Annotated in this window: 25 protein-coding genes; 23 read left to right on the top strand and 2 right to left on the bottom strand. The window is 40.0% G+C overall.

Annotated elements, in window-relative coordinates; genetic code table 11:
* Nucleotides 1-90: 90 nt before the first annotated feature.
* The 15 genes from ACT170_RS05655 (at nucleotide 91) to ACT170_RS05585 (ending at nucleotide 12,286) form a co-directional block, all read left to right on the top strand.
* Nucleotides 91-777 carry a YoaK family protein gene (locus ACT170_RS05655; protein ID WP_444818081.1) on the top strand — a complete coding sequence of 229 codons (687 nt, stop codon included), beginning with the start codon at nucleotides 91-93 and terminating at the stop codon, nucleotides 775-777.
* A gap of 92 nt (nucleotides 778-869) precedes the next feature.
* Nucleotides 870-1,502 carry a nitroreductase family protein gene (locus ACT170_RS05650; RefSeq protein ID WP_227072029.1) on the top strand — a complete coding sequence of 211 codons (633 nt, stop codon included), beginning with the start codon at nucleotides 870-872 and terminating at the stop codon, nucleotides 1,500-1,502.
* Between the two features lie 185 nt (nucleotides 1,503-1,687).
* A complete protein-coding gene (locus tag ACT170_RS05645) occupies nucleotides 1,688-2,980 on the top strand; it encodes a PTS sugar transporter subunit IIC (protein ID WP_073687034.1) in 1,293 nt (430 codons plus the stop codon).
* The gene (locus tag ACT170_RS05640; protein WP_070438109.1) at nucleotides 2,967-3,830 is read left to right on the top strand and encodes an alpha/beta hydrolase; all 864 of its coding nucleotides are present in this window, start codon (nucleotides 2,967-2,969) and stop codon (nucleotides 3,828-3,830) included. Before ACT170_RS05645 ends, ACT170_RS05640 begins: the two co-directional genes overlap by 14 nt.
* Before the next feature lie 178 nt (nucleotides 3,831-4,008).
* Nucleotides 4,009-4,458 (top strand): Rrf2 family transcriptional regulator, encoded by a 450-nt coding sequence (locus ACT170_RS05635; RefSeq protein ID WP_049553619.1) that lies wholly within the window; start codon nucleotides 4,009-4,011, stop codon nucleotides 4,456-4,458.
* A gap of 132 nt (nucleotides 4,459-4,590) precedes the next feature.
* Nucleotides 4,591-5,472 carry a VOC family protein gene (locus tag ACT170_RS05630; RefSeq protein ID WP_080611926.1) on the top strand — a complete coding sequence of 294 codons (882 nt, stop codon included), beginning with the start codon at nucleotides 4,591-4,593 and terminating at the stop codon, nucleotides 5,470-5,472.
* A 96-nt stretch (nucleotides 5,473-5,568) separates the two neighbouring features.
* Nucleotides 5,569-6,171 carry a nitroreductase family protein gene (locus tag ACT170_RS05625; RefSeq protein ID WP_004182276.1) on the top strand — a complete coding sequence of 201 codons (603 nt, stop codon included), beginning with the start codon at nucleotides 5,569-5,571 and terminating at the stop codon, nucleotides 6,169-6,171.
* A 490-nt stretch (nucleotides 6,172-6,661) separates the two neighbouring features.
* Nucleotides 6,662-6,976 (top strand): FlxA-like family protein, encoded by a 315-nt coding sequence (locus tag ACT170_RS05620; protein WP_004182277.1) that lies wholly within the window; start codon nucleotides 6,662-6,664, stop codon nucleotides 6,974-6,976.
* A 5-nt stretch (nucleotides 6,977-6,981) separates the two neighbouring features.
* Nucleotides 6,982-7,191 (top strand): helix-turn-helix transcriptional regulator, encoded by a 210-nt coding sequence (locus ACT170_RS05615; protein WP_002885361.1) that lies wholly within the window; start codon nucleotides 6,982-6,984, stop codon nucleotides 7,189-7,191.
* Nucleotides 7,188-7,991, top strand: a complete 804-nt coding sequence (locus ACT170_RS05610) for a DUF3169 family protein (protein ID WP_004182278.1) — start codon at nucleotides 7,188-7,190, stop codon at nucleotides 7,989-7,991. Before ACT170_RS05615 ends, ACT170_RS05610 begins: the two co-directional genes overlap by 4 nt.
* A gap of 265 nt (nucleotides 7,992-8,256) precedes the next feature.
* Nucleotides 8,257-9,180 carry an aldo/keto reductase gene (locus ACT170_RS05605; protein WP_004182279.1) on the top strand — a complete coding sequence of 308 codons (924 nt, stop codon included), beginning with the start codon at nucleotides 8,257-8,259 and terminating at the stop codon, nucleotides 9,178-9,180.
* 148 nt (nucleotides 9,181-9,328) lie between these two features.
* On the top strand, nucleotides 9,329-9,904 hold the full coding sequence (locus tag ACT170_RS05600; protein ID WP_004182280.1) for a TetR/AcrR family transcriptional regulator: 576 nt from the start codon (nucleotides 9,329-9,331) through the stop codon (nucleotides 9,902-9,904).
* Nucleotides 9,901-10,581 (top strand): ABC transporter ATP-binding protein, encoded by a 681-nt coding sequence (locus ACT170_RS05595; protein WP_070438122.1) that lies wholly within the window; start codon nucleotides 9,901-9,903, stop codon nucleotides 10,579-10,581. The genes ACT170_RS05600 and ACT170_RS05595 overlap by 4 nt, the downstream gene beginning before the upstream one ends.
* A gap of 3 nt (nucleotides 10,582-10,584) precedes the next feature.
* Nucleotides 10,585-11,730 carry an FtsX-like permease family protein gene (locus ACT170_RS05590; RefSeq protein WP_175061870.1) on the top strand — a complete coding sequence of 382 codons (1,146 nt, stop codon included), beginning with the start codon at nucleotides 10,585-10,587 and terminating at the stop codon, nucleotides 11,728-11,730.
* A gap of 295 nt (nucleotides 11,731-12,025) precedes the next feature.
* Complete coding sequence (locus tag ACT170_RS05585) at nucleotides 12,026-12,286, top strand: SemiSWEET family transporter (RefSeq protein ID WP_002885327.1); 261 nt, start codon at nucleotides 12,026-12,028, stop codon at nucleotides 12,284-12,286.
* Between the two features lie 107 nt (nucleotides 12,287-12,393).
* Here ACT170_RS05585 and ACT170_RS05580 read toward each other — a convergent pair whose 3' ends face one another.
* Nucleotides 12,394-12,876, bottom strand: a complete 483-nt coding sequence (locus ACT170_RS05580) for a glutathione peroxidase (protein ID WP_049546145.1) — start codon at nucleotides 12,874-12,876, stop codon at nucleotides 12,394-12,396.
* 381 nt (nucleotides 12,877-13,257) lie between these two features.
* On the opposite strand from ACT170_RS05580, the gene ACT170_RS05575 reads away from it, so the two are divergent.
* From ACT170_RS05575 to ACT170_RS05555, 5 genes are all read left to right on the top strand, one after another.
* On the top strand, nucleotides 13,258-14,256 hold the full coding sequence (locus ACT170_RS05575) for a uroporphyrinogen decarboxylase family protein (protein ID WP_049546144.1): 999 nt from the start codon (nucleotides 13,258-13,260) through the stop codon (nucleotides 14,254-14,256).
* 18 nt (nucleotides 14,257-14,274) lie between these two features.
* The gene (locus tag ACT170_RS05570; protein ID WP_444818082.1) at nucleotides 14,275-15,141 is read left to right on the top strand and encodes a transporter substrate-binding domain-containing protein; all 867 of its coding nucleotides are present in this window, start codon (nucleotides 14,275-14,277) and stop codon (nucleotides 15,139-15,141) included.
* A 67-nt stretch (nucleotides 15,142-15,208) separates the two neighbouring features.
* Nucleotides 15,209-15,901, top strand: coding sequence for an amino acid ABC transporter permease (locus tag ACT170_RS05565; protein WP_021143940.1), 693 nt, complete (start codon nucleotides 15,209-15,211; stop codon nucleotides 15,899-15,901).
* A gap of 3 nt (nucleotides 15,902-15,904) precedes the next feature.
* Complete coding sequence (locus ACT170_RS05560) at nucleotides 15,905-16,591, top strand: amino acid ABC transporter permease (RefSeq protein WP_004182287.1); 687 nt, start codon at nucleotides 15,905-15,907, stop codon at nucleotides 16,589-16,591.
* Nucleotides 16,592-16,602: 11 nt separating this feature from the next.
* Nucleotides 16,603-17,367: an amino acid ABC transporter ATP-binding protein gene (locus tag ACT170_RS05555; RefSeq protein ID WP_049546143.1), complete on the top strand. Its 765-nt coding sequence runs from the start codon at nucleotides 16,603-16,605 to the stop codon at nucleotides 17,365-17,367.
* 163 nt (nucleotides 17,368-17,530) lie between these two features.
* On the opposite strand, the gene ACT170_RS05550 is transcribed toward ACT170_RS05555, so the two are convergent.
* Nucleotides 17,531-20,680 (bottom strand): KxYKxGKxW signal peptide domain-containing protein, encoded by a 3,150-nt coding sequence (locus tag ACT170_RS05550; RefSeq protein WP_371490768.1) that lies wholly within the window; start codon nucleotides 20,678-20,680, stop codon nucleotides 17,531-17,533.
* Nucleotides 20,681-21,006: 326 nt separating this feature from the next.
* Here ACT170_RS05550 and ACT170_RS05545 point away from each other — a divergent pair, with 326 nt between their 5' ends.
* The 3 genes from ACT170_RS05545 (at nucleotide 21,007) to ACT170_RS05535 (ending at nucleotide 25,696) form a co-directional block, all read left to right on the top strand.
* Nucleotides 21,007-22,392 (top strand): amino acid permease, encoded by a 1,386-nt coding sequence (locus ACT170_RS05545; RefSeq protein ID WP_444818083.1) that lies wholly within the window; start codon nucleotides 21,007-21,009, stop codon nucleotides 22,390-22,392.
* A gap of 73 nt (nucleotides 22,393-22,465) precedes the next feature.
* Nucleotides 22,466-22,909, top strand: a complete 444-nt coding sequence (locus ACT170_RS05540) for an ASCH domain-containing protein (RefSeq protein WP_410534861.1) — start codon at nucleotides 22,466-22,468, stop codon at nucleotides 22,907-22,909.
* A gap of 120 nt (nucleotides 22,910-23,029) precedes the next feature.
* Nucleotides 23,030-25,696, top strand: a complete 2,667-nt coding sequence (locus ACT170_RS05535; protein ID WP_444818084.1) for a carbohydrate-binding domain-containing protein — start codon at nucleotides 23,030-23,032, stop codon at nucleotides 25,694-25,696.
* Nucleotide 25,697: the final 1 nt, after the last annotated feature.

The raw sequence follows: 25,697 nt of genomic DNA, 5'->3' as shown, positions 1-25,697 counted from the left end.
CTCGTGAGGGTTGTTTTTTTATACTGTATATGCTCGAATTTGCTATAATAAGGCTATCCTATCAATCACTATTAGAAGGGAAGTTATGCTATGGAATCTCGGAACCTTCTTCCTCAAAATACACGTCTGATGGCAAATTTGCTAAGTTTCTCAGGAGGGGCTTTGGATGTCTTTTGTCATATGTACTACCATAGTTTGGTTGCTACACAGACTGGGAATATCCTTTGGTTGGTCGCTGACTGGCGAAACAGTAGTATGTACAATAACTTGTTGCGTTGCTTTTCGATTTTATTCTTTTCTTTAGGTTTTCTTTTTGGCATGTGGTTTAAAGACAAACGTAAGAATGCCTATTGGCGAGTTTATGGTCTGCTTCCACTTTGTGTGATGACAGCCATCCTGCCTTTCCTACCTTCAAATGCCTTGATTGAGCTCCCAATTATCGCTTTTTCTGCAGGTATCATGATGAAGACCTTTACTGGCAGTCAGATTGAGAATCATCCTTTCGTAATTTTTATGACCTCAGGAAATTATCGAAGGATGTTAACGGCCCTCTATTATGCCATTCAGGGAAGCGGTGATCAGAAAGAATATCGTCGTCAGGCTGTCAATTATAGCTTTATCGTAGGGAGCTTTGTCGTTGGCGCTATCGTCTCAGCTCTTCTGATGCACTTCATTTGTATTAAGTCAATCTGGCTAATCACTATTAGCTTGATTACGATTATGGTTTACTATTCATCTGAAGTGAAACGTCTGGGACTCAAGGAAACTAATCTTTAGTCGTCTGTAGCAAATATTTTTGATAACAATTGTCTTGTGTTATAATCTTGGTTATATTAATTTTTTTTAACCCTGAATAAAGGAGAATTAAGATGCCTGTAATAAATAATGATTTTTCAGATATTGTATATAACCGTCGTTCCATTCGTAACTTTGATACTTCTGTCAAGATTCCACGAGAAGAATTGTTGGAAATCCTAGATAAGACTGTTACAGCACCATCATCAGTCAACATGCAACCTTGGCGTTTTGTCGTCGTTGATAGCGAAGAGGGCAAGGAAAAATTGACACCGTTCGTCAGCTACAATGGTGTGCAAAATGAAACATCATCAGCCATGGTCCTTATTTTTGCCGATTTGAAGAGCCAAGAAAGAGCTGAAGATATCTACGGTAAGGCTGTTGCTCAAGGAAAAATGCCTGAAGAAGTCAAAGAAAAACAACTGTCAAGCATTGTACCAATGTATGAAAATGCTCCTCGCGAAATGATGAATGAAATTGTCCACATCGATGCTAGCCTTGCTGCTATGCAGTTGATGTTGGTTGCACGTTCTTATGGCTATGATACCAACGCCATCGGTGGCTATAAAAAAGATGGCCTTGCCAAAGCATTTTGCCTTGATGAAGACCGTCATGTGCCAGTTTTGCTCATTGCTCTTGGGAAAGCCAATGAAGAGGGCTTTGAGTCTGTTCGTTTGGACGCCTCTGATGTGACAACTTTTGCTTAATAAATAATCGACCATAGGTCTCGGAGTGGAGACTTATGGTTTTTGTATTAAAAGATAGCTAAGTGTTTTTAGTAAGATTAGGTAGTTGCTTTAACCCATGATTAAGGTAAGTCCTTTTCCTTTGTGCTATAATGAAGAAAAACGTTGAATGTAAAGTTTATTTAGCCTTTTACTAGGAGTCTTTTATGACAAACTATTTGGTCCAGAGGTTTCTCTGGTTTCGTGAGCGAGGCTTCGTCCAAATTACGCAGAAAACCTTGGTTTCGCTCTTTCCCTTTTTCCTATTTTCAGGAATTATTCGGGTGATTTCACTATCTGTCTTTTCGGAGCTTGGTTATATTAACCAATTGTTTTCAGTTTCTGACTGGTTACCAGCCTTTAAGATAACTGGGCAGGTGCTCATTAATCTTTCCAACTTTCTTGGTGGCTTAGCCGGGCCCTTATCAACCTACTTTGCAGGAAAATACACAGCTGGTCACTATGGTAGAAGTACTGGTACAGCTGGTGTGACATCCCTTTTGGTTAGCTTAATTATAGGATCGCAGGAGCTGTTGCTGTCACCGCTAAACGATGGTGTTTTGACTCGCATCAATTTACCGGCTTCAATCAACATTATGTTGGCTATCTTTGTGGGCTATCTGGTTGGCCAGATTTTTCGCTTTTCAAGAGCTAGTGATGATCAGATTGTGGACAAGGACTATATTTATCAACCAAAGACCGTCCGTCCCATTTTTTTGTCACTCATTTTAGCTATTGGACTTAACATTCTCTTTGTGATTGGAGAGCAAGATAATGTTTTTCTGACGATTAGGCAGGTTACCTCTACCTTTACTGTAACTGATAATCACCTGTTCTCAACCTTTATGATGGGACTTTTGAACACTTTTTCTGCTTGGATTGGAAATAGTCAGGCTTTTGCCCTAAATTCAATTGCCGAGGATAGTTTTGCCTTGGAAAATTTGACCTATGCTGTTTCCCATCATACGACGACTGGGCTTCCTCACCTTTACACACTAACAAATCTTTATCATAGTTATGGCTTGGTTGCTGGCATTGGCTCAGGGCTAGCCCTCTTGGTTGCTCTGCTTTTAGCATCAACCAGTTATAAGGATAAGAAGGTGAGTCTTCTAAGTGTCTTTCCTAGTCTCTTTAACAATGGGGCTCCATTTATGGTGGGGATACCAGTCTTGCTTAATTTAGTTTATCTGCTTCCTTTCCTACTGGCACCTATGATCAATATGGGCATTGCTGCGGTGGCCTTGGCTATCCATCTTATGCCAGCTGCGGTTTATCCAGTTCCAGATGGTACACCAAGTCTTCTTTACGCCTTTATTGGAACTGGTGGTAGTCTGCGGGCACTTGCTGTTAGCCTGCTCTGTTTTGCGGTTGATGTTGCTATCTTTATTCCCTTTGTTCATCTGTCTAATAAGGTGCAACACGGTTTAAAAGAGGAAGGAGAGAGCAATGAAGTTCAGTAAAAAAACGAAGTTGGTCTTTATCCTTGTCGCTGTCTTTCTCATTGGTTTGGCAGTTCCGTCTTATAGTTGGACCAGGAAAAATGTCAAGGAAATCGAGACTTTCTATAATTCAAAATTGTCTCCTATTATCATGATTCCAGGGAGCTCCGCTACAGAAAATAGATTTGATGGCCTGGTGCGTAAGCTCAATCAAGACCGTCCTGGTGTTAAGCATAGCCTCCTCAAGGTTAAGGTTTGGAACAATGGGCGTATCACCTTTGAGGGTAAAATCAAGGATAAGGATAACGAGCCAGTCATTGTTATTGGATTTGAGAATAACAAAGATGGCTATAACAATATCAAGAAACAAACCAAGATGATGAATCAGGCATTTGAAGCCTTGCAGAATAAATACAATTTCAATAATTTTAAAGGGTTGGGGCATTCAAATGGTGGCTTGATTTATACAGCTTTTATTGAAAATTATCTTAGCGACTACGATGTCAAGATAAATTCTTTGATGACTATCGGAACGCCCTATAATTTCACTGAAACCAATATTAAAAATAAATCGGTCATGCTAGCAGACTTTATAGCTGCTAAGGAGAATATTCCGGCTACTCTACATGTCTATTCGGTAGCGGGAACCATCACCTATGATTCGGACGAATTGGTTCCCGATGCTAGTGTGTCCGCTGGGAAATATATCTATCAGAATCAGGCAAAAAGTTATACTGAAATCACTGTTACAGGTGAAGATGCCCAACACTCGGATTTACCAACCAATGATGAAGTAGTGGAACTAATCAAACAACATATCGAAGGACAAGGTGTTCGTAAGAAGCAAAAGACCAATCTAGAACCTCAATAGGCTAGAATACTATGTATTATTAGTCTAGTTAGTTATTATCAAATACAAAAGAATAGAGTCTACGATGGCTCTATTTTTTGTGTAAGACTAACTCTTTAAGTTGTTGTAACTCCTTGTTTTACAACGTTGGTTTTGTTATAATTGATTGAAAAGAAAAAGATGAATGAGAGGTTCTGATATGCAAATACCAAGTCGCTTTACCATTGCTGTTCATATTTTGACCCTTATAGCACAAAATAAGGGAAATGAAACTAAGCTAACCAGTGATTTAATGGCAGGTAGTGTGGGGGTTAATCCAGTTATTATCCGCAAAACCTTGTCGCAACTGAAGAAAGCAGACTTGATTTCAGTTCAAAGGGGAAGTGGAGGAGCCACATTAGCCAAGGCACCAGAGGAGATTAACCTTTTGCAGGTTTATCGTGCGGTGGATAGCATCGGTCCAAGTGGCAAACTCTTTAGTTTTCATGACAATCCTAATCCAGCGTGTCCAGTAGGACGTAATATCCATGGGATTTTGGATCAGAGCCTAGAAGACGTTCAAATGGCAATGGAAAAAGAACTCGAAAAGAAAACTTTGGCTGGTATTTTAAAGGATGCTAAGGCCAACTGGAAAGAAGCTGGAGCTTGATTTTTAGATTTTAAACTATAAGAAATCGAAAGTTTTTCGGTTTCTTTTTTAATTTCCAAGTTGTAATGATTGACGTGACAATAGAAAAAATTATAATGTAATTCATATAATTACAACAAAGGAGAAAAACATATGACATACGACTACAATAGTAAGATTTACCTCGCAGAAGCGGTACTCAATGTGAATGACTTGGCACGTCAGACAGCCTTTTATACACAGGTTATAGGACTTGAAATCCTATCTCAAACTGCAACAGAAGTTGTTTTGGGTGCTGGAAACAAGCCGCTAGTTCACTTGATTGAAACCAATCGTGAGGAAGCGGTCAAGTCCAGTTATGGTCTCTACCATATGGCAATTTTGTTGCCATCTCGCGAGGATTTGGCAGATGTTTTCAAACATATTGCTGAGCTAGATTATCCATTTGTCGGTGCAGCTGACCACGGTTATAGTGAAGCCCTTTATTTGGAAGACCTTGAAGGCAATGGTATTGAGCTCTATAGAGACAAGCCTGTTGCTGAATGGGATATTCGTGAGGATGGTCGCATCGTTGGTGTAACAGAAGAACTATCAGCTCAAGAAATTTACGAGATGGGACGCAAGGTTGAGCCATTTGTGATAGCTAAGGATACTCGTATGGGGCATATTCATTTATCGGTCAAAGATAGTCAGCTAGCAACGGCTTTCTATCAGGATGTTTTGGAGCTGGCAGATAAGTATACCATTCCAAGTGCTAGTTGGATTGCTTCAGGTGATTACCATCACCACTTGGCTGTCAATGAATGGGGTGGCAAAAACTTAGCCAAACGTGAAAAAGGGATGATTGGTCTTGCCTACTACGTCCTTGAAGTAGAAGACAAAGAAGATTTGATTACCATAGCAGAACGTGCTAAGAATCGTGGAGCAGAGGTCAAATGGTTATCTTCTAATGCGTTAATCTTCGAGGATAATGATGGTATTTTGACACGAGTGAAAAAATTAATAATTAGTGATTTTTTGAGTCGTAACTATTGACATTACATTTGAAAGGTCTATAATGGTTATTGTAATCAAAGTTATTACAAATAAACTTAACATTTAACATATATCACAAATAAAGAGGAAATAACGATGACAAACTTTACAGATTTACAAACAAAACGCCGTTCTATCTATGCATTGGGAAAAGATGTGGAACTTTCAAATCAAGAATTGATTGATACTATTCAAGGAGCTGTCCTTAACACACCAACAGCTTTCAACTCACAAACATCACGTGTGGTGATCTTGCTAGATGAAGAATCAGATGCCTTCTGGAATGAGATTGCTTACTCTGAGCTTGAAAAAGTGACACCTGCAGAAGCCTTCGAGGGAACAAAAGAACGTTTGAAAGGTTTTGCCCAAGCTAAGGGAACAATCCTCTTCTATGAAGATCAAGATGTGGTGAAAGGCCTTCAAGAGCAATTCCCACTTTATGCAGATAACTTCCCAATTTGGTCAGAACAAGGTCACGGAATCGCTCTTTATGCAACATGGTTGGCTTTGGCTGAGAAGAATATCGGCATGAACGTGCAACACTATAACCCACTTGTTGATGTCCAATTGGCTGAAAAATATGATATCCCAGCGAACTGGAAGCTCCGTGCCCAAGCACCATTTGGTCAAATCGTCGCACCAGCAGGAGATAAGGACATCCAAACAGAAGGCCGTTTCAAAGTTTTTGGCGACAAATAATCACCTTAACTTAGTCAGTCGGTTATGTACTGACTGAACAAAATCATAATGATAAGACAAATGACTAGCAGGATTGAAGATTCTTGCTAGTTTTTCTATTTCAAAACCAGTAATGCCCAAGAAAAGGTATAGCTTGAATTTTGAAACTTTCCTTAGGTGATAGCAAATGTCAGCGATCTTCTCCGAAGTTCCATGAGTAAAGTTTGAGTCCTCGATTTTTAATTTTTAGGCTTAGGTTAAGACAGTTCTCCAAACTTCTGATTATCTGAAATTATTTGATTTTGGGTGCTTTCTTAACGGTATCTTGCACATCAATTTTTCCAAGTCGTTTATCGAAGGAGAGATATATTAAAAGGTTTGAAAAGGTGAGCTACTAATATCTTCTTTCCAACAATTTTGACAATGTTCTTTTTATTTTTGACAAAGATGCTTGTCAAAAATAAAAAGAAGCGTTACAATAGTTTTAGACGAAGGAAGGAGAGAAATTACGATGGAATTTATTTGGCTATCTTTTATTCCACTTCTATTTCTGATTTATACGGGCTCAGAGAAGAAGATAAAAAGATTGAACAAACGTATCAAAAGGTTGGAAAAACAATTGAAAGGAAATAAAGAAATGTCTAGACTTTTAGAAGAATTGAAAGGGCAAACGGTCAGTATTAGACTAAATGGTTTTGGAAGTAATTGGGAAATTGTTGATTTTGATGAAGATTGGGTTAAATTAAGCCATGAGGGCATTAAACAACATAGGGTGACAAAATTAGTTCGTATTGAAGATGTTGAATTAATTCAACAATTGAGGTAGTCATCATGAGATTAAAAAATCGTCTGAAAGAGTTGAGGGCGCGTGATGGGCTCAACCAATCTGAGCTAGCTAAGCTGGCAGGGGTCTCGCGTCAGTCCATCAGTCTCTTGGAACGGGGGGAATATACTCCTTCGGTTATTATTGCCATCACCATCGCCCAGGTTTTCAAAGAGCCTGTGGAAAATGTTTTTAGTCTAGTAGAGGAAGAGGAATGATTATGAAAAAGCAACCACAAAAAAGATCTCCACGTTACCGTTTTTGGAGAAATGTCGGAATCATCACAGTTTCCTGCTTAATCGGAGGAGGTCTTGGAGTTTTGACAGGGATGTTCGGATCAGAAAAGCCAATTGAAATTCAATCTCTCTTTAGTAAAGAAGTACTCTATTTGGGATCTGTAGTTTTATTCCTGATTGTGTTTATGATTACGATGGGCTTACTGATGTGGGGAAGAAAAGTCCATCAAAAGATGCTTCAAATAGAAGATGAAGATGAGGCATATCACTATGACGTTCAAAAGAAAAAACTTTATGGTTTAGCAACCATTTTTAAAGGAATCTTGATCTTACCATACTTTTTAGTCATCATATTTTATAGTCAATTGATGTCTATGGATAGACCTGGAACAGGAAGCTTGTCTTTTATCTTTGGACCTTTTACCATGCTCTATCTTTTTCTTGCCTTGATTGTCCTATTTTTCCTAGTGGGTATCTTCTATCGTAAGACCTTTGATCTGATTTATGGAAAACCAATTCCTCGCAATGCCAATGCCAAGGAAGTGCGTGAATTTTTGATGAGTATGATGGATGAGGCAGAAAAACAGATAAGCTACGAAGAAAATTTCGAAGTGGTGGTTAAGTTAAGCAATTATATCTTGCCAATCATGCTAATTGGAATTTTAATCATTGGGATTGCCTTCCAGACGGATATCCTCTTGGCTTTGAGTGTTGTATCCATCATCTATATTTATATCCTTATTTCACAATACAAGATTACCAAACGTTATTATAAGGAATAAAGGTGTCATCCATGTTATAAATCTGTAAAAAGCTTTTGGAAGTGATAGAGAGCTCTTCTTATTGAAAATCTTATCTTCCATTTCTTTATATACAATCAATGGGTGTGTTATCAGTCTTGAATCTTAGGTATTCTGAGAGACTATCAAAGGTGACCTAGCTATCGTAAATCATCTAAGCCCTCAGTTGAAACTGAGGGTCTTTTATTTCACAATTGATTTTTGAAACCCTTTTCACTACAATAGAGATACAGAAAAGGAGGCAGAGATGAAGTATATTGATTTTGCTGAAAATGAGCGTTTGTCAACGATTGTCCTTGGGATGATGCGTATTAGCGAATTGAGTGAATATGAGGTCGAGGCCTTGGTGGAGGCAGCCTTGTCGATTGGAATCAACACCTTTGATTTGGCGGATATTTATGGCAATGGCCAGTGTGAACAGCTCCTTGGTAAGGTCCTCAAACGTCGCCCGGATCTTCGGGACCAGATGTGGATCCAGTCCAAGTGTGGAATTCGCAAAGACGGCTTTACCTATTTCGATTTTTCTAAGGACTATATTTTGGACTCTGTCGACGGTATCCTTGAGCGCCTGCAGATCGAGCGCTTAGATAGTCTTCTCCTTCACCGACCGGATGCCCTCATGGAACCTGAAGAAGTGGCAGAAGCCTTTAATCACTTGGAGCAAGCTGGCAAGGTCCGTCATTTTGGGGTGTCCAATCAAAATCCTATGATGATGGAATTGCTCAAAACGGCAGTAAAACAACCTCTCAAAGTCAACCAGTTGCAGTTGAGTGCCACCTTTACACCGAGCTTTGAAGCTGGTTTTCATGTCAATATGGAAGGCCCAAAAGCAGCCGTGCGAGATGGTAGTGTCTTTGAGTATTGTCGCTTAAACGACACGGTGATTCAGGCCTGGTCTGTCCTCCAGCATGGCTATTTCAAGGGGAATTTTGTCGGCAAAGAAGAGTTTGCGGCCCTCAATCACGTCCTTAATGACTTGGCTAAGAAACATCAAGTCACACCGACAGCTATCGCCCTCGCTTGGGTCCTTCGCTATCCAGGTAAGATGCAGGCCGTCATCGGCACGACCAAACCCCAGCATGTCCTTGAAGCAGGGAAAGCAGCAACAGTTACTTTGACCCGCAAGGAATGGTACCAAATCTACCTGGCTGCAGGAAATGATTTACCTTAGAATCTTGTTATCAAACCAGATTCCACTCTAATCGGTAGTCTGGTTTTTTGTTTTGTGGTCTTCAGTTTTTTCTTGACAAGCCTTTCCTTTTTATGATATCTTTTATGCAACAAGTGTTGCGCAACGTATGTTGCGCGAAAGGAGTCTTATGCCACCCAAGGTTAAATTTAGTAAAGAGGCTATCATTGGGGCAGCTTTACAATTGGTGAGAGAAGAGGGAATGGCTAGTTTAACTGCAAGAGCATTAGCGGAGAAACTGGGAGCCACACCAAGAGTCATTTTTGGGCAATTTGCTAATATGGCTGAGTTACAAGCAGAGGTTATTGGTGCTGCGGAGATGGTGGTGGTGGAGTATATTCGCAAGGCCTTAGAAGATGAGAAACCTTTCCGATCTGTCGGGGTTGCTTATATCCTTTTCGCCTCAAAAGAACCCCAACTCTTTCAGTTGCTTTTCCAAAATCCTAGCAAAGATCCGATTCGTCGCTTTCAAGATTTTCTTCCCATGAAGGATCATAGTTACCAATTGGTTATGGATTCGATTGTCGCAGACTATCCTTTGACTCTAGAGGAGGCTGGTCGCTTGTACCAGCATTTATTTATCTACTCACACGGGATGGCCTCTATGGTTGCTTCTGGCATTTATCAGTTCAGCATGGAAGAAGTGATTGGATTACTGACAGAGGTTTGTCAATCTCTCATCAAAGAAATGGTAGGAAAGAAATGATTCAACTAGAAAATGTGCACAAAAGTTACGGCCAAACTAAGGTTTTAAAAGGGATTGATTTGCAGATTCAAGACCAGGATGATGTGGTTATCCTTGGCCCTTCTGGATCGGGGAAATCAACTCTCTTAAATGTGTTATCAGGATTAGAAAAGGTAGACGAGGGGCATATCCTCATTCAAGGACAAGATTTATCACAACTCACGGATGCTCAATTGACAGCCTTTAGACGTGAGAAGATTGCCTTTATTTTCCAGCAGTATTATCTATTGCCGAATCTAACGGTCAGACAAAATGTAAAGATGGGAGCTGACCTGGCAGACAATCATGATTTTTTGCAGATCATCGAGGATTTGGGGCTTGGCGATAAGCTGGACAAATATCCGAGTGAATTGTCGGGTGGGGAACAGCAGAGAGTCTCCATTGCCCGAGCCTTGGCCAAAAAGCCAGAGATTCTTTTCTTAGATGAGCCGACGGGAGCCCTGGATGAAGAAACAGGGCGAAAAATTCTCGACTATATTTGGAAATTAAAGGAGAAGCTTGGCTTTACCCTCATCATGGTGACGCACAACCAAAATATAGCGGATATGGCTAGAACCATCATTCGTGTCAATAGTGGCAAGATTACCGAAGTTGTGACCAATGATCAGCCTCAGACTGCCTTTGAGATTGGATGGTAAGTCATGTTTTCAGTAAAAGATATTCGAAAATTAGTTGTCGTTAGTATCATTGGGGCTTGTGCGGTCTTTGTGGCCAATCTCTTCTTGAATTTTTACCTGGATATCGAGCAGTTGGAGATTTCTAAAACCAATCCCATGATGCAGACCTACTATGATGCCCAGGTCTCGCTTTCCTGGATGGTGGCCATGGTCAGTGGGGTTGTCTTGTCCTTGACGTCGGTCCTTCTCATGTGTTTTTATATCAAACAATTTGTTGATGACCACAGGGAACAATTAGGAATTTTAAAGGCTTTGGGCTACAGCAATGGCCAGTTGGCGAAACGATTTTGGGCCTTTGGACTCAGTTTTGGAGCTGGAGCGCTTCTTGGCTATTTCACTTCATTTCTCATGATGGGACATTTTTACGACTTCCGTAATGAGAAGGGGATTTTGCCAGAAATTACCATTCATTTTCATTGGCAGCTCTTGCTTGCTTTGGTAATCCTGCCAACGAGCTTCTTTATGGTTCTTGCGATTGGCTATGCTAGAAGACAACTACAAACGCCGGCTCTTCGCTTATTGAAAAAGTCCCCAAGTCCGATCAAGGTCCAAAGGAGAAAGAAGGCTTCCAAGAAAGACAAATCTTTCTTAAAAGAGCTGTCTTCGTCACTGATTTGGGGGAGAAAATCTATCTTGTTCTTTGTGGTCTTTGGATCCATGTGTTTCGCGGCTATGGTTCAATTGTCCTTTGGCCTCAGGGATTACACAGATGACATCATCCAAACCATGATGATTATGATTGGCTTGATCCTTTCTTTCTCGATTCTCTTTTTGTCATTGGGGATTGTCGTCTCAGAAAGTCGTGAAACCTTGGCCTTGATGAAGGCTTTTGGCTACACCAATCGTGAATGCCAAAGTCATATTCTCGCTCCCTATCGTTTTTGGGCTTATCTAGGATTTGTTCTTGGGACGGTTTACCAATATGGCATCATGGAAATTTTGATCGGTGTGATCAAAGATACGGTTCCTGAAAAGATTGAGCATCACTTTGATGGGAATGTGTGCTTCTGGACCTTGCTTGGTTTTGCTGTGGTTTACGAAAGCCTCTTTTATCTATCCAACAGAAAACTCCAAAAACAAACCATTAAAGAAGTGCTTCTAGCAGAATAATTTATGACAGTAATCCTTAATATCAGTGCTTTTTGATGAGAAAAAATAGTAGATTCATTGACTTTAGACCTCTTCACGAGGTCTTTTTCTACTATGAAAACGCTACATAAGAGACTAAATGCACTATCACAATCTTGTGATAGTTTACATCTTCTTAACATTGTCCCGAAATTCTTGCATTCTCTATTGTTAAAGCGTATGATAGACACTGTTTTAATTTTAGTGCTTTAAAACATGTCTTGAAATATTTCTAGATGTACAAGGCAAAAAGAATTTTATGAAAGAGGAGTCTCGAATGTCAGATAAACAAATGAAAACCCTTGGTTGGGTGGCAACCTTCATGTCAGTTATGATGTATGTATCATACGTACCACAAATCATGGACAATTTGTCTGGTCATAAAGGAAACTTTATCCAACCATTGGTAGCTGCAGTCAACTGTAGCCTTTGGGTTTACTATGGTCTCTTTAAAAAAGAACGTGACCTTCCCCTTGCTGCGGCCAATGCACCAGGTATTATCTTTGGTTTAATTACAGCATTGACAGCTTTGTTCTAAAATAAAGCAAAATTTCTTTCTATACTATTTTTCTTAACGCAGAAAACGAGAGCAAAACTAGCGACAGTCAAAGATTGTCGTTCTAGTTTCACTCTCGTTTTTTGTTTTTAGTTACTAAGAAGAGCCTTGATAGCATCTTCCATTTTTAGTGGATCAGTTTTGGAAGAAAAGCGTTCGACGACTTGACCTTCACGGTTAATCAAAAATTTAGCAAAGTTCCATTCAATTCTAGCCCCAAGCGGTCCAGATTTTTCTTGTTTTAGCCAATCAAAAAGTGGTTCTGCTTCCTTACCATTGACCTTGATTTTGGCAAACCGAGGGAAGGTTGTATGGTAATTGAGGGTGCAGAAGGTATTGATTTCTTCAGCACTACCAGGTGCCTGCCCCATAAACTGATTACAAGGAAAATCAAGAATATCGAATCCTTGTTCTTTGTATTTATCATAGAGTTCCTGCAAGCCCTGATACTGTGGCGTCAAACCACAACCTGTTGCTGTATTGACGATTAAGACGACCTTGCCCTTATAATCATTTAGGGATACGGGCTGGTCAGCTTGATCTGAAACTGTAAAATCGTATAAGGTTGTCATAGGAAACCTCCTTTGGTTTAGTTGAGACTATTATATCAAAGTTAGTCAGAGAAGGGTTATTCGGGAAGAATAGAGACTAAATTAAGTTGGTGATAGTAATTCTTTATCTTTGATTTAGGTTTACTTATTACTAATTGTGATGATACTAAATGGAGATATATTGCTCTAGAGTATATAACACAAGGTTTAAAGGGGATTTGAATGTTACACTCATAAATTAAATTTATAACCCAGGATAAAATTTCTTTATTTTTCGGATGTGATAATCTCTGATAAGATAATGTCATTCAGTTTTGAAGCAGCTAGTGATAATAGGAGTTGAAAGTATTTTAGGTATGTTCATTAGCTGTTGATATTAGGATAAGAGAAAAGGAGATTCTTATGTCAGAAAAAAGAGAGTTAGTTTTGAAAGCATTTCGTGGAGAAAGTGTTGATCGTGTCCCGGTGGGATTTTGGCATCATTTTACTACTGAAGCAGAGTGGTTACATGGTTTTGAAAATCCAGAAATTATTGATAAAAATAAGGCTGGTCATAAAAAATTTATAGAAGAAGTCAAACCTGATTTTGTTAAATTGATGAGTGATGGTTTCTTTGCATATCCACAGCCTGCTTTTAAAGACTTTAAGTCAATCAGTGATTTGCAAACAATTGAACCTTTAGGTGCAAATCATCCTTGGATTTCTGCTCAAGTTGAACTTGTAAAAAGTTTGATTGCTGATTTTCCCGAAGATATTGTTGCAATTTACAATATCTTCGCTCCGGTTACTTATTTTAAATGGTTAGTTGGAAAGGTTTCGGGTGGTGATGATGCCATAGCAGATTACATTGAGGAAAACCGTGAAGCTTTGAAGCATGTTTTAGATGTTATTGGAGAAGACATTGCAAGTCTTAGTCAGAGAGTGATTAAAGAAGCTGGTGCTGATGGTATTTACCTAAGTGTTCAAAGTATTCAAGATAATCGTGTTAGCGCTGAGATTTATAAGGAAATCATTGCTCCAAGTGAATTAAAGGTTTTAGATGCAGCCAATGAGGCCAAGGGTCACAATATCCTACATATTTGTGGTTACGAAGGGGCCCGCAATAACATCGAACTCTTTAAAGATTATCCTGCTCAGGTAGTTAATTGGGCGGTTGGTCCTGAGGGAATTAGTTTGGCAAAAGGCCGTAACATTTTTGGAGGTCGTACAGTTCTTGGTGGGTTTGAAAATGGAAAAGATGGTCTTCTATATACTGGAACTAAAAAAGCTATTCAAGAAAAGGTTAGGGAGATTATTACTGATACTGGAACTCATGGGTTAATCATTGGTGCTGATTGCACGATTCCAAGTGATATTAACCATGAGCGTATTGAATGGGTACGTGAAGCAGCAATTTTGTAAGAAAAAGGAGAGATTAATATGAGTAAAAAGACATGGATTATTGGTGGAGCTGTTGTTGTAGCACTTATTGGGGCTACAGTTATTGGACGTAGCTTAGCAGGAGATAAAAAAGCAAAATCAGACTCTGGAAAGGTAACAACATTAAAGGTTGCTCATACTCAAAACTATGTTCCTTATGATTTCGTTGATAAGGATGGTAATTCTGATGGCTATGAGGTAGCTGTATTAAAGGAAATTGATAAAAAGCTTCCACAGTACAAATTTGAATATACTGGAACAAGTGATGATGACCTTTTGATTGGTTTAGAGTCAGGTAAATATGACATTGGTACTAAGGGCGCGTGGTACACAGATGAACGTGCTAAAAAGTTTATTATTCCGAAAGATCCAATTGGAGCAAGTATTATTGGATTTACCATTCGTAAGGATGATAAAGATAAATATAAAAATATCTCTGATTTTGCAAAACAAAATGGTCGATTGGTGCCAATTTCACCACAAAATGCTCAGTGGAATGTTATCAAAGACTACAACGATGAGCATAAAAATCAACCAATCGAGTTGACATCTGCGGAATCTTTCCAAGTTTCAGATGCCTATGCATGGGTTTTGGAAAATCGTTATGATGCTTACTTTGATATTAAATTATCTTTTGAAAAGGCTGTAACTGATAAAGATGGTGCGTATCATCAATATGCGGATAAATTGACTTGGTTCCCTTATAAAGGAATTCCAACATATCCACTTTTGCATCGTAATAGTAAGAATGAAGAGTTTTCAAAAGAATATACTAAGGCAATTAAGGAACTAAAAGAAGACGGTACACTTGAAAAGTTATCTAAAAAATACTTTGGTGAGGATGTCTTCTCATACGTAGACAAATAAGTAATTGTAACGTCGTAAAGTAGGATGTTTTGATAAGCTTCTGAAGTGAGTTTAGTTAGGAGAAATTATGGTCAATTATGACATTTCAAAAGTTTTTGGAGCATTACCTGAAATCATAAAGGGCTTACCGATGACATTATTGGTTATCTTATTAACGACTTTACTTGGGTCGTTATTAGGAGGATTAGTTGCTTGGGCAAGCCTTTCTAAGGATAAAGCTTTAGAGAATTTGGCTAAGGGATATGTTTTTATCTTACGCTGTACCCCACCGATTGTGTTGCTATTTTTAGTATTTTACGGAGTTCCAGAATTTCTTAATTGGTGGTTAGGATTAGATATTAATGATTGGTCCAAATTGATATTTGTTCTTGTGACTATGGTTCTCCTATTTTCAGCAATGATATCAGAAGTGTTTAAAGCGGCTTATCAAGCAATTCCTAAAGGACAATTAGAAGCTGGGCTTAGTATTGGGCTTACTTCTGAACAAACCTTTGTAAGAATTATCGCCCCTCAAGCATTTAAGGTTGCTTTACCAAATATTACAACAGCTATACTTAACCTTATGCGCGATGCAGCTTTGGCTTATACGATTGGTTTTATTGATGTTATGGGCAAAGGGAACCTTTTGATTAGTCGCCATTTAGGAAATTATTCTTTGGAGACTTATACAGCTGTTGCCTTTGTTTATTGGGGAATAGCATTAATTCTATCGTTGATTTCTAGGATAGCAGAGCAACAATTGAGTGTAAAAGAGAGGTAAAAAATGAATATTACTTTTATTATAGATACCTTTATCAAGGCTTTATATGGTGTTCCGGTAACACTGGGAATCATGGTTGTGGCTATTCTATTGAGTTTTCTACCTGCTTTATTTCTCGCTTTGGGTCAAATTTATAAGGTACGAGGTGTTAAGACTTTTTCAATTGTGTATCTTGCGTTTATTCGTGCAACACCTCCAATTCTTTTAATTTTATTCTTTTATAGTTTGTTCCCTAGTTTGTTAAATCAGTTTTTTAAAGGTATTGGGAGTCACATAGATGTCTTCAAAGTTAATCCGCTTTACTATGCTTTTATTATCTATAGTTTGATGACAACAGGGAGCTTATCAGAAATCATTCGATCAGCATTACTAACTGTTGATAAAGGTCAACTAGAAGCTGCACAAGCCATAGGCTTAACAACAAGACAAGCCTATCTGAGAATCGTTTTTCCACAGGCACTTAAGGCCGCTCTTCCAAATTTGTGTAACTTAGTTATCAATATTGTAAAAGGAACGTCACTTGTCTTTGTTATGACGATAAAAGATATTACCGCAATTGCACGAGTCGAAGCAGCATATGGATATCAATATTTTGAATCTTATTTTGTCATCTTCATTTTATATTTAATCATTTGTGGTATCATTCAAGTTCTCTTTAACTTTGGAGAAAGAAAATTGCAATTTACATAGAGGGAGTCACTATGCTAGAAGCTAAACATATATCAAAAACATTTGGAGATCGTCAGGTTCTTGTTGATGTCAATCTACAAGTGAAACAGGGAGATGTGGTTGTCATCTTGGGACCATCAGGTTCAGGAAAAACAACTTTCTTACGTTGCCTTAATCATTTGGAGAAAGCTGATGGAGGTCAATTAACAATTTCGGGTAAGGACTACTCTTTGGAAAAGTTATCAAAGAAAGATATTTTAGATATCCGAAAGAAAACAGCTTTTGTATTTCAACATTACAATTTATTTGCAAACAAGACTGCCATTGAGAATATCTTGGAAGGTTTAGTGATTGCTAGGAAAGTTCCCAAAAGTGAAGCGCAAGAGATTGCTGAAGAAGCACTTAAAAAAGTTGGTCTTCTGGATTTTAAAGATTACTACCCATCACAACTTTCAGGAGGACAACAACAACGTATTGGTTTAGCTAGAGCAATAGCAGTCAAACCAGAAGTTATCTTGTTAGATGAACCAACATCGGCCCTTGATCCAGAACTAGTTGGGGATGTTCTGGATGTCATGAAACAACTTGCTAATGAAGGAACGACAATGGTAGTTGTGACTCATGAAATGGGGTTTGCACGAGATGTAGCTAATCATGTCGTTTTCATGGATGGTGGTCATGTCATCGAAGAGGGGAGTCCAAAAGACATTTTTTACAGACCAAAAGAAAAACGTACCCAACAATTTTTGGCACGTATTCTTTCTGATGCTAGTTATGATTTGGAATATATGATTTGATCCATCATTAATAAGTTGTAATTAGAGTATATAATTCTTGTATAAATAAAATAGGCTGAGGTTATTTCTCAGCCTATTTTATGTTTCCTATATGTAATGTTAGTTTATATAGTCCTTAACTCCCACAAAAAAACCAAGACTTTCGTCTCGGTTTCATCTCATCTTATGACACGACATGTCCATCTTTGTCGAAGGTATAGAGTTTACCGTCGATGAGGACAGAGCGGTTAGTGTATTTTTCTCCTGTTTTAGGATCGAAATAGTAGGTATAGTTATCGACTGTGACGAAACGTCCTAGGACTTGTTTACCTTCAGCGTCGAAGTAGAGGACCTTGCCATCAACTTCTTGGAAGCCGGTCACTTTCTCACCTTTGTCATTGTAATAGTAGTTATCGCCTTTATCGTAGACAATACGATTGCGATAGGCAGGTTCACCCTTGCGGTCAGCAACTACACCATTGTCATCAGCATTATAGGCTCTGTCTCCGATGACAAAACGTCCTGTTTCAAGGTTTCCGCTATCTCGGAAGTAGTAGTCCTTGCCGTCGATGGTTTGCCAACCTGTCAGAGCAGCTCCGTCGTTGCCATAGTAGCGTGTTGGGTAGTATGGGAAGCGTGGAGAACCTTCGTAGTTGTATGATTTTGAAAAGGCGTTGCGTGTCATGATACCAGTCAATTGGTCAAATTGGTAAGTCTTACCATTGATTGTGACCTCTGTGCCTTTGGCTTGGCGGCCATCGTCATAGAAATAGTAAGTGACGCCATCAAAGGTCTTCAAGCCAGTGACTTTTTGACCATTTTCATAGAGATAACTTGTGCCGCTACGATCCGTCTGCAATTGGTCAAAGTGGATGGCTTTTTCTTTTGCCGCATCAATACCCTTGGCATCAAAATTAAAGGTTACACCGCGATAGGTAAGGGCCTTATTAGTTGTTGCAATGGCAACGTTTGTGGTCACTTTTTGGCCATTTGGTGCTGTGAAGGTCATAGGTGTTGAGTCGAAGTGGTAGAGGTGTCCATTAAGAATGTCCCATTCGTCAAAAGTTGACCATTGTGATTGGCGGACGTTACTATATTTAGATCCAAGAATCTTACCATCATATTGATAAGGACCTTCTTTGATATTACCGTCGGCATCTGTAACATAGACACCTTCAAGTTCATACGAATTTTCACCAGTACGCTTGAACTCAGGATAGAGACCGTTTGTCAAGAGTTTTCCATCTGGGCTAAAGAGTTGAGAGTTGATAACTCCTGTGTAGAGGTTTCCTTTAGGTGTGTCGTCATCAGAATAGTCGCTACCATAATAACGGTTGCCATCAACTTCAAACCAGCCTGTCTTGAAGGCACCATCACTTCCTGCGTAGTAGATGTTTTCAGAGAAGTTACCGTAACGACCAGTAGATTTATCATGGTAGAAGGCATTACGAAGGACAGCACCAGTGTCTTTGTTGGCAAAGTAGTAGTTATCACCTAGGTTGAAAATACTTCCTCGGACTTGTTGGCCCTTATCGTTGAAGTAGAAGAGGTCCTTGTTAATAGTTTGGAAACCAGTGACCTTTTTACCATTGGCATCGTAGTAGTACCATTCTTGATCAGTACCTTTAACAAATTGATTTCGATTTGTGGTTTGGTCAGCTTTAGTAGTCGCCACACCATTGCTATCAAATTTATAGACCGTACCGTTTAAGGTAAGTGAGCGATTTACCCACTTGTCACCTGTATTTGGATCGAAGTAGTAGGTTTTGCCACCAACAGTAACCAGTTGTCCCTTGGCTTGTACACCATATTCGTGGAAATAAAGGTTCTGTCCGTTAATGGTTTGGAAACCAGATACGGCTTTACCATCAGCTCCGAAGTAGTACCAAGAGTTATCTCTATTAACGAATTGGTTGGTTACTGGATTTCCATTGTCTTTGTCGAAATAGTAGATATCGTTACCGTAGTAAAGGAAGTCCCCTTTGACTTGTTGACCATTGTCATTGAAGTAGTGAAGGCTACCGTCTACTGTTTGAAAGCCATGAAGCGCTTTACCATCTTTACCAAAGTAATACCAATTCCCTTTATCGTCAGAAACATAACGGTTGGTTACCATGATACCAGTCTTGGGGTCAAAATAATACTGTTGTCCGTTCAGGTTTTGAACACTTGTCTTGTAGTGAGCTTGGCTACGGTCTAGAAATTCGGTTTGGAAACCAAATGGGGCTGAGAAGCCTTTAGTTGCCTTGAAGTCATTGATGTAATACCAGTTTCCAGCTTTATCCGAAACAAAGACAAAATTAGGTTGATTACCAGTAGCATCAAAGTAGTAAAGATTTCCATTTTCAGTGATGAAGTCATCTTTGACCATCTTGCCATCTTTGTCGAAGTAGTAAAAGCCAAAGTATTTATGGTTGACGTTGTTAAGAGCTTGGAGACCTGTTACGCGACGTCCATTGCCTTTATCGAAATAGTAGCTATCACCATTAATAGTGACGATTTCGTTTTTAGCTTGTCGACCATCTTCGTGGAAGTAGAGGTTAAAGCCATCGATGTTCTGAGCACCAGTGACGGGTTTGCCATCTTTGCCGAGGTAATACCAGTTGTGGTTGTTGTCTTCAATAAACTGGTTGCGTTTGTTCGTTTCAGGCAGAACTGCTGTCAAACGACCTTGGGCATCAGCTTTGTAGGCTTGACCATCAATGTTGATAGAGGTATTGGTTACCTTACGTCCATTGGCTTTGTCATAGTAGCAAGATTGTCCATTTTCTGTGATAATCTCACCTTTAGCTTGCTTGCCATCCTCGTGAAAATAAAGGTCGAAATGGTCAACGTTTTGGGCACCTGTCAGATTTTTCCCATCTTTGAGATAGTACCAGTTGCCCTCAGCATCGCTCTTGAATTGACCGCCAGAAACGACAGTAGTTTCAACAGACTCCGGTGCTTGACTGTTTACTTCGGTGACTGTGCTAGCTGTTTCTGAAGTTGAGGTAGCGGTTCTCGTTTCGCCACTAGACAAATTGTAAGTGCTACTTGCTTGGTCTTCCTTAAGGACTGGCTGCTTATCAGTTGTGACAGTAGCAGTTGTATCAGTTGCCTTATTGGTTGCGCCTTGATCAGCTTTTGTCGTAGCTACAGTTGTTTCTGTGACAACAAGCTCAGGATCCTGACTGACGCTTTCAGGCGTGCTAGCTGAGGTAACTTGATTTGTAGCTTGCTCGTCGGCAGAGACACCAACTCCAATCAATGAGGCACCAAGTGCCAAACCAGACACGGCAATGGTAACCCATTGTTTTTTCACTTTATGAAGTTTAAAATGAACTTTATTTTCCATAAAAGTTCCCCTTTTCCTTTTTAATGACCCCATTCTAACATCTTTCATTAGAAGAATCAAACGCATTCATAAGATTTTCATGTTTTTTTCTAAAAATTGAAAATTCTTTCTAGGTAAGGATTTGAGAAACAAAAAAGAATGATAAATGACCACTTTAGTAAGCTCCTTTTAATCGAGATGTATGGAAAATTAAAAAGTAAGCATTAGGAGTCCCCATCTTCAACATAGCATTCACCAATAAAAGTATAAAAATACAGAAAAAGGACCATTTAGACCAAGAAATATGGTATAATAGTTCGGTATTTTGCAAAAAATGGAGTATAAAAATGAGTATTTTTCGTAAAAAGGATGTCGGTCTCGCTCAGACTGAGATGAAACGACATCTGACCCTTAGGGATGTGGTCCTGCTGGGAATCGGTGCCATGGTTGGTACAGGAATCTTTACGATTACTGGTACCGCGGCATCGACTCTGGCTGGTCCTGCCCTGATTATTTCGGTCTTGATTTCAGCCGTGTGTGTTGGGATGTCAGCTATTTTCTTTGCTGAGTTTGCCTCACGTTACCCATCGGCTGGTGGTGTTTATGGTTATCTCTATGCTGTCTGGGGGGAGTATCCTGCCTGGATGGGTGGCTGGTTGACCATGATTGTCTTTATGAATGCTGTATCCAGTGTGGCCTCTGGTTGGGGTGCCTACCTCAAGGGGCTCTTGGCTAGCTTTGGTCTTAAGTTGCCTCAAGCCATCAGTGGACCTTTCAATCCCAGTCAAGGCACTTACATTGACCTCTTGCCAGTCTTGGTCTTGGTCTTGGTGACGGCTCTTCTTCTCATGAATTCTAAACAGGCTTTACGTTTGAACTCCCTCTTGGTAGTGCTCAAATTTTCAGCCTTAGCAGTCTTTATCTTAGTGGGTCTCTTCCATTTGAATCCTAGCAACTGGGCAGATTTTGCACCATTTGGCTTTGGGCAAATTTATGGAGGAAAGACAGGAATTATGGCGGGTGCTTCCCTCATGTTCTTTGGTTTCCTTGGTTTCGAGTCTATCTCTATGACAGTAGACGAGATTAAAGAGCCGCAAAAGAACGTTCCTCGAGGTATCGTTCTTGCCTTGATTATCGTGGCTTCACTTTATGCCGTGGTTTCGCTGGTCTTGACAGGAATGGTTCACTATACCAAGTTGAATGTTGATGATGCTGTGGCTTATGCCCTTCGCTATATCGGTATTTCTTGGGCGGCCAACTATGTCTCTGTGGTTGCTATTATGACCTTGATTACGGTATGTATTTCAATGGCCTATGCCCTTAGCCGTATGGTTTATAGCTTGGCGCGTGATGGTTTCCTTCCTCAAACCTTCCAAAAGGTTTCAGAGACTAATAAGGTTCCACATCATGCGACGCTTTTGACAGGCGTTTTGTCAGCTATCTCAGCAGGTATCTTCTCTTTGGCCAATATGGCATCCTTGGTTAACATTGCGACCTTGGCTTACTTGGTCCTCTTGGCTATTGCCCTCATTATTCTTCGTAAGGACAAGGGTTTGCCACAGAAGGATGAGTTTAAGGTTCCATTTGTTCCTGTCTTGCCCATTATTTCAATTATCGTCTGCCTCTCCTTTATGAGTCAGTACAGTTGGCAGACATGGTTAGCCTTTGGTTTGGCAGTGCTAATTGGTTCAGCTATCTATGCCTTTTACGGTTATAAACATTCTAAGTATTAAGATGAAAACGTTAGGTCTGATGATCTAGCGTTTTTTGATATAATGGAAGGGAAGTAAAAGCAGGAGTAGATTGATGAAATCAGACCAGATGTGGCAAGCCTATAAGATTTTAAATCAGACAATCGGAGATAAGATTGATGCCTGGGCCTTTGGCGTGGAAGCAGATTATTTGGCAGAACTCGTATTGATGGGGCAAAAGACAGCAACCAGTTCAGCTTTTGACTTGTATGCAGTGGGGAATGAACCATTGCCCAAGGAAAATGAACTGAGCGTCATTCTTGATAGTAAGGAGAATGCTATTTGTATTATTGAAACGACGAAAGTTGAGGTCATCCCATTTAAAGAGGTTTCTAAAGACCATGCCTACAAGGAAGGTGAAGGAGACCGTGGGCTAACTTATTGGCAAGAGCTTCATGAGAATCTCTTTAGCAATTGGTTAGAAGAGGTTGGATTACATTTTAGTCAGGAAAGTCTGGTTGTTTTGGAAGAATTTAGAGTGGTCTATCCTAGAGATTGAAAGTTCCCAATATCTTGGGGACTTTTTTACTTTAAGGAAAGATTAACCTTTCTTTAAGTCTTGTCTTAGGTTTCTTGTGTTTAATAGAGGCATCTCAAAAGTAAGAAAGAGGTAGAACATATGACATACAAAGATACAAAACAAACACAAGAACGTTATGCCATTAAAAAATCATCAAAATGGAAAACTGCAGGTTCAGTTCTAGTAGCGAGCTTAATTTTTGGAAGCTCTGTTGTCTTAAATGAAAATAAGGCTTCAGCCGATGAGACGAACACTGATTCAACGCTCTCAACGGTTACGACGGGTGAAACCACTGCTGATTTAATTGAAGAAAGTGTGCAGACAGAAGATTCGTCAAATACTAGTGAGAAAAGTACAGATACTGATACAAGTACTACAACTACGACATCTGACACTGGTTCATCAGCAACAAGTACAACAGCAGACACAACAAGTTCAACATCCGACACAACAGAAACATCGTCAAGTAGTGAAACCTCTAATCAGTCAAGCACCTCTTCAACTTCAGAAGCCAGTTCTTCTGAAACTGCTGCAACAACAACTAATGAAACTTCAGAAACGGCAACAACTACTACAGATGAAAGTAGTAGCACTAATACAAGCACAAGCTCCACTGAAGCGACTGCTTCAGAGACAGCTTCAGTTTTAACCAACAATGCTTCAGATACTACATCTGAGACAACAACAACTGAGTCTAGCAGTGCTGATTCAGAAAGCACCACGACCACGATTACCTTTAATGGGACAACTGTGGTAACAAGTGATAGTAGCACAGTAACAGTTGACGGCACTACTGTTACCATTAATCAATCAGGTTCATATATTCTAACAGGTAATGGCTCAAGTTACACTATTATTGTGGCTGGTAGCGTGACGGATCCAGTTACAATCTACTTGGATGATGTGACCTTAACAGATTCGTCAATCACTTCTAATTCCTCAGCAGAATTGACGGTGAATGTCCTTTCAGACAGTTCCATTTCTTCGACCTCTGCTAATGCCATCGAAGCAGCTGGAGCTTTGACCATCACCAGCGGTATTGGAAGTAGCTTGACCCTTTCAAGTACTGAAAAGCACGCCATTAAGGCTGATAGTGTAACGGTTGACTCTGTAACGCTTGATTTGACTTCTGAGGCCAAGGATGGCATCAATGCGACGACAGCTGTAACCATTAAAAATGCCACAGTCAACATCACAGCAACTGATGATGGTATTCAAGTCGAAGACGAAACAGATGTGAATAGTGGTGACTTGACAATTACCGACTCAACGGTAACCATTAATGCGACTGATAAAGGTATCACGGTTACGGATGAATTGACCGTTGAAGGTAATTCTAAAGTAACAGTCGTGGCAGGTGACGAAGGCCTTGAAGGACGTTATATCAATTTGACAGGTGGAACCGTTGACATCACTGCTGGAGATGACGGTATTAACGCCACTGAGTGGACGACCAAGGACAGTGCAGACACTTCAAGCCTAACCAACTCGACTTCTGATTTGGAAAATGAAGTTGCCATCAATATTGACGGTGCAACAGTTACAATCCTAGCAGATGGTGATGGTATCGACAGTAATGGGAATGTGACAGTTAAAAGTGGTTCTCTCTATGTCGCTCAGACAAGTGCCGATAATGCGGCTATCGACTATGATGGGACAGGTATCATCTCGGGCGGTACCGTTTGGGCCATTGGTAACCAAGGAATGGCTCAGGCCTTTACAACAGGTTCAAGCCAATCTTACATCATGGCTAACATTTCAGGTAGTGCAGGGGACACCATTACAGTCACTGATAGTTCTGGAAATGTCATTGCCACAACGACAGCGACTTCTTCATTTGGAAATGTGGTCTTTAGTACCGAGAGTCTAACTTCGGGTGAAACCTATACCATTACGACATCAAGTGGTGCTAGTGTGACTGCAACAGCTACTGAAGAAGGCACAAACAATGGTCCTGGTGCTGGTGGCATAGGCGGCTTCCCAGGCGGTGGCTTTGGCAATAGCTCAATGTCTGATAACTTCGGAGGCTACGGCAGACCAACTAGCTATGGTGGCAGCTCTACAAATACGGGTACCGTCAATACCCCATGGGGCCAATCTGCTTCGACAAGTTCTGAGAATACAACTAGCACAAGTAGTACAAGTTCAACAAGCCAGACGGCTAATACTGGACGTCCAACCCCACCAAACTTTGCTAGTCAAACAAGTAGCTCAAACTCTATAAATATGAGCCCTACGACAAGCAGCAGTGCTAATCAACCAGCTACCAATGCTCCAGCAATGACAGCGACAAACACAGCTTTATCAAATCAAAATACGTCAACATCAAATCCTTCAAGCTTTGAAGGAGCATCGCTTAAATCAAATACCTCTCTCGCTAACCAGCCTACAAAAGAGCAATCGACACAAACAATGACCAATACATCAAGCAGTGCCCAACAACAAGCTCATGAGACTGCTGAAAAGTTGGATAAGCTCCAACCTCAAAATCAAAGCTCTAAAGCATCAAAAGGTCAGCCAAGAGAAGTTTCAAGTCAAAAGGAAAATGTAGGCCCAGTCGTACAGACGAATCTTGCACAAAAAACAAATAATCAAACAAGCTCTAAGTCTAACCAGTCTGACAAAAGCTCACAAAGCAACCAAACAACAAGTAAATCTAGCCTACCAAATACTGGTGATGTGAGTAGCTTGGGCTTAGGCGCATTAGGAGCTGTACTCATGACAACATCATTTGCACTTAAGGGAGGCAAGCATTCCCGTAAGTAAT

It is taken from the genome of Streptococcus sp. cx1 (genome assembly GCF_052384325.1).
GTDB classification, from domain to species: domain Bacteria; phylum Bacillota; class Bacilli; order Lactobacillales; family Streptococcaceae; genus Streptococcus; species Streptococcus salivarius_G.
Note: the sequence above shows the minus strand (reverse complement) of the source record. Positions and strands in the feature narration are given on the sequence as shown.

Excerpts from the sequence above, each read along its gene's own strand:
- ACT170_RS05535 (WP_444818084.1), top strand. The coding sequence starts at position 23,030 with ATGACATACAAAGATACAAAACAAACACAAGAACGTTATGCCATTAAA.
- ACT170_RS05605 (WP_004182279.1), top strand. The coding sequence starts at position 8,257 with ATGAAGTATATTGATTTTGCTGAAAATGAGCGTTTGTCAACGATTGTC.
- ACT170_RS05615 (WP_002885361.1), top strand. The coding sequence starts at position 6,982 with ATGAGATTAAAAAATCGTCTGAAAGAGTTGAGGGCGCGTGATGGGCTC.
- ACT170_RS05640 (WP_070438109.1), top strand. The coding sequence starts at position 2,967 with ATGAAGTTCAGTAAAAAAACGAAGTTGGTCTTTATCCTTGTCGCTGTC.
- ACT170_RS05635 (WP_049553619.1), top strand. The coding sequence starts at position 4,009 with ATGCAAATACCAAGTCGCTTTACCATTGCTGTTCATATTTTGACCCTT.
- ACT170_RS05575 (WP_049546144.1), top strand. The coding sequence starts at position 13,258 with ATGTCAGAAAAAAGAGAGTTAGTTTTGAAAGCATTTCGTGGAGAAAGT.
- ACT170_RS05655 (WP_444818081.1), top strand. The coding sequence starts at position 91 with ATGGAATCTCGGAACCTTCTTCCTCAAAATACACGTCTGATGGCAAAT.
- ACT170_RS05545 (WP_444818083.1), top strand. The coding sequence starts at position 21,007 with ATGAGTATTTTTCGTAAAAAGGATGTCGGTCTCGCTCAGACTGAGATG.
- ACT170_RS05650 (WP_227072029.1), top strand. The coding sequence starts at position 870 with ATGCCTGTAATAAATAATGATTTTTCAGATATTGTATATAACCGTCGT.
- ACT170_RS05645 (WP_073687034.1), top strand. The coding sequence starts at position 1,688 with ATGACAAACTATTTGGTCCAGAGGTTTCTCTGGTTTCGTGAGCGAGGC.
- ACT170_RS05610 (WP_004182278.1), top strand. The coding sequence starts at position 7,188 with ATGATTATGAAAAAGCAACCACAAAAAAGATCTCCACGTTACCGTTTT.
- ACT170_RS05600 (WP_004182280.1), top strand. The coding sequence starts at position 9,329 with ATGCCACCCAAGGTTAAATTTAGTAAAGAGGCTATCATTGGGGCAGCT.
- ACT170_RS05590 (WP_175061870.1), top strand. The coding sequence starts at position 10,585 with ATGTTTTCAGTAAAAGATATTCGAAAATTAGTTGTCGTTAGTATCATT.
- ACT170_RS05560 (WP_004182287.1), top strand. The coding sequence starts at position 15,905 with ATGAATATTACTTTTATTATAGATACCTTTATCAAGGCTTTATATGGT.
- ACT170_RS05550 (WP_371490768.1), bottom strand. The coding sequence starts at position 20,680 with ATGGAAAATAAAGTTCATTTTAAACTTCATAAAGTGAAAAAACAATGG.
- ACT170_RS05625 (WP_004182276.1), top strand. The coding sequence starts at position 5,569 with ATGACAAACTTTACAGATTTACAAACAAAACGCCGTTCTATCTATGCA.
- ACT170_RS05555 (WP_049546143.1), top strand. The coding sequence starts at position 16,603 with ATGCTAGAAGCTAAACATATATCAAAAACATTTGGAGATCGTCAGGTT.
- ACT170_RS05540 (WP_410534861.1), top strand. The coding sequence starts at position 22,466 with ATGAAATCAGACCAGATGTGGCAAGCCTATAAGATTTTAAATCAGACA.
- ACT170_RS05585 (WP_002885327.1), top strand. The coding sequence starts at position 12,026 with ATGTCAGATAAACAAATGAAAACCCTTGGTTGGGTGGCAACCTTCATG.
- ACT170_RS05630 (WP_080611926.1), top strand. The coding sequence starts at position 4,591 with ATGACATACGACTACAATAGTAAGATTTACCTCGCAGAAGCGGTACTC.
- ACT170_RS05580 (WP_049546145.1), bottom strand. The coding sequence starts at position 12,876 with ATGACAACCTTATACGATTTTACAGTTTCAGATCAAGCTGACCAGCCC.
- ACT170_RS05570 (WP_444818082.1), top strand. The coding sequence starts at position 14,275 with ATGAGTAAAAAGACATGGATTATTGGTGGAGCTGTTGTTGTAGCACTT.
- ACT170_RS05595 (WP_070438122.1), top strand. The coding sequence starts at position 9,901 with ATGATTCAACTAGAAAATGTGCACAAAAGTTACGGCCAAACTAAGGTT.
- ACT170_RS05565 (WP_021143940.1), top strand. The coding sequence starts at position 15,209 with ATGGTCAATTATGACATTTCAAAAGTTTTTGGAGCATTACCTGAAATC.
- ACT170_RS05620 (WP_004182277.1), top strand. The coding sequence starts at position 6,662 with ATGGAATTTATTTGGCTATCTTTTATTCCACTTCTATTTCTGATTTAT.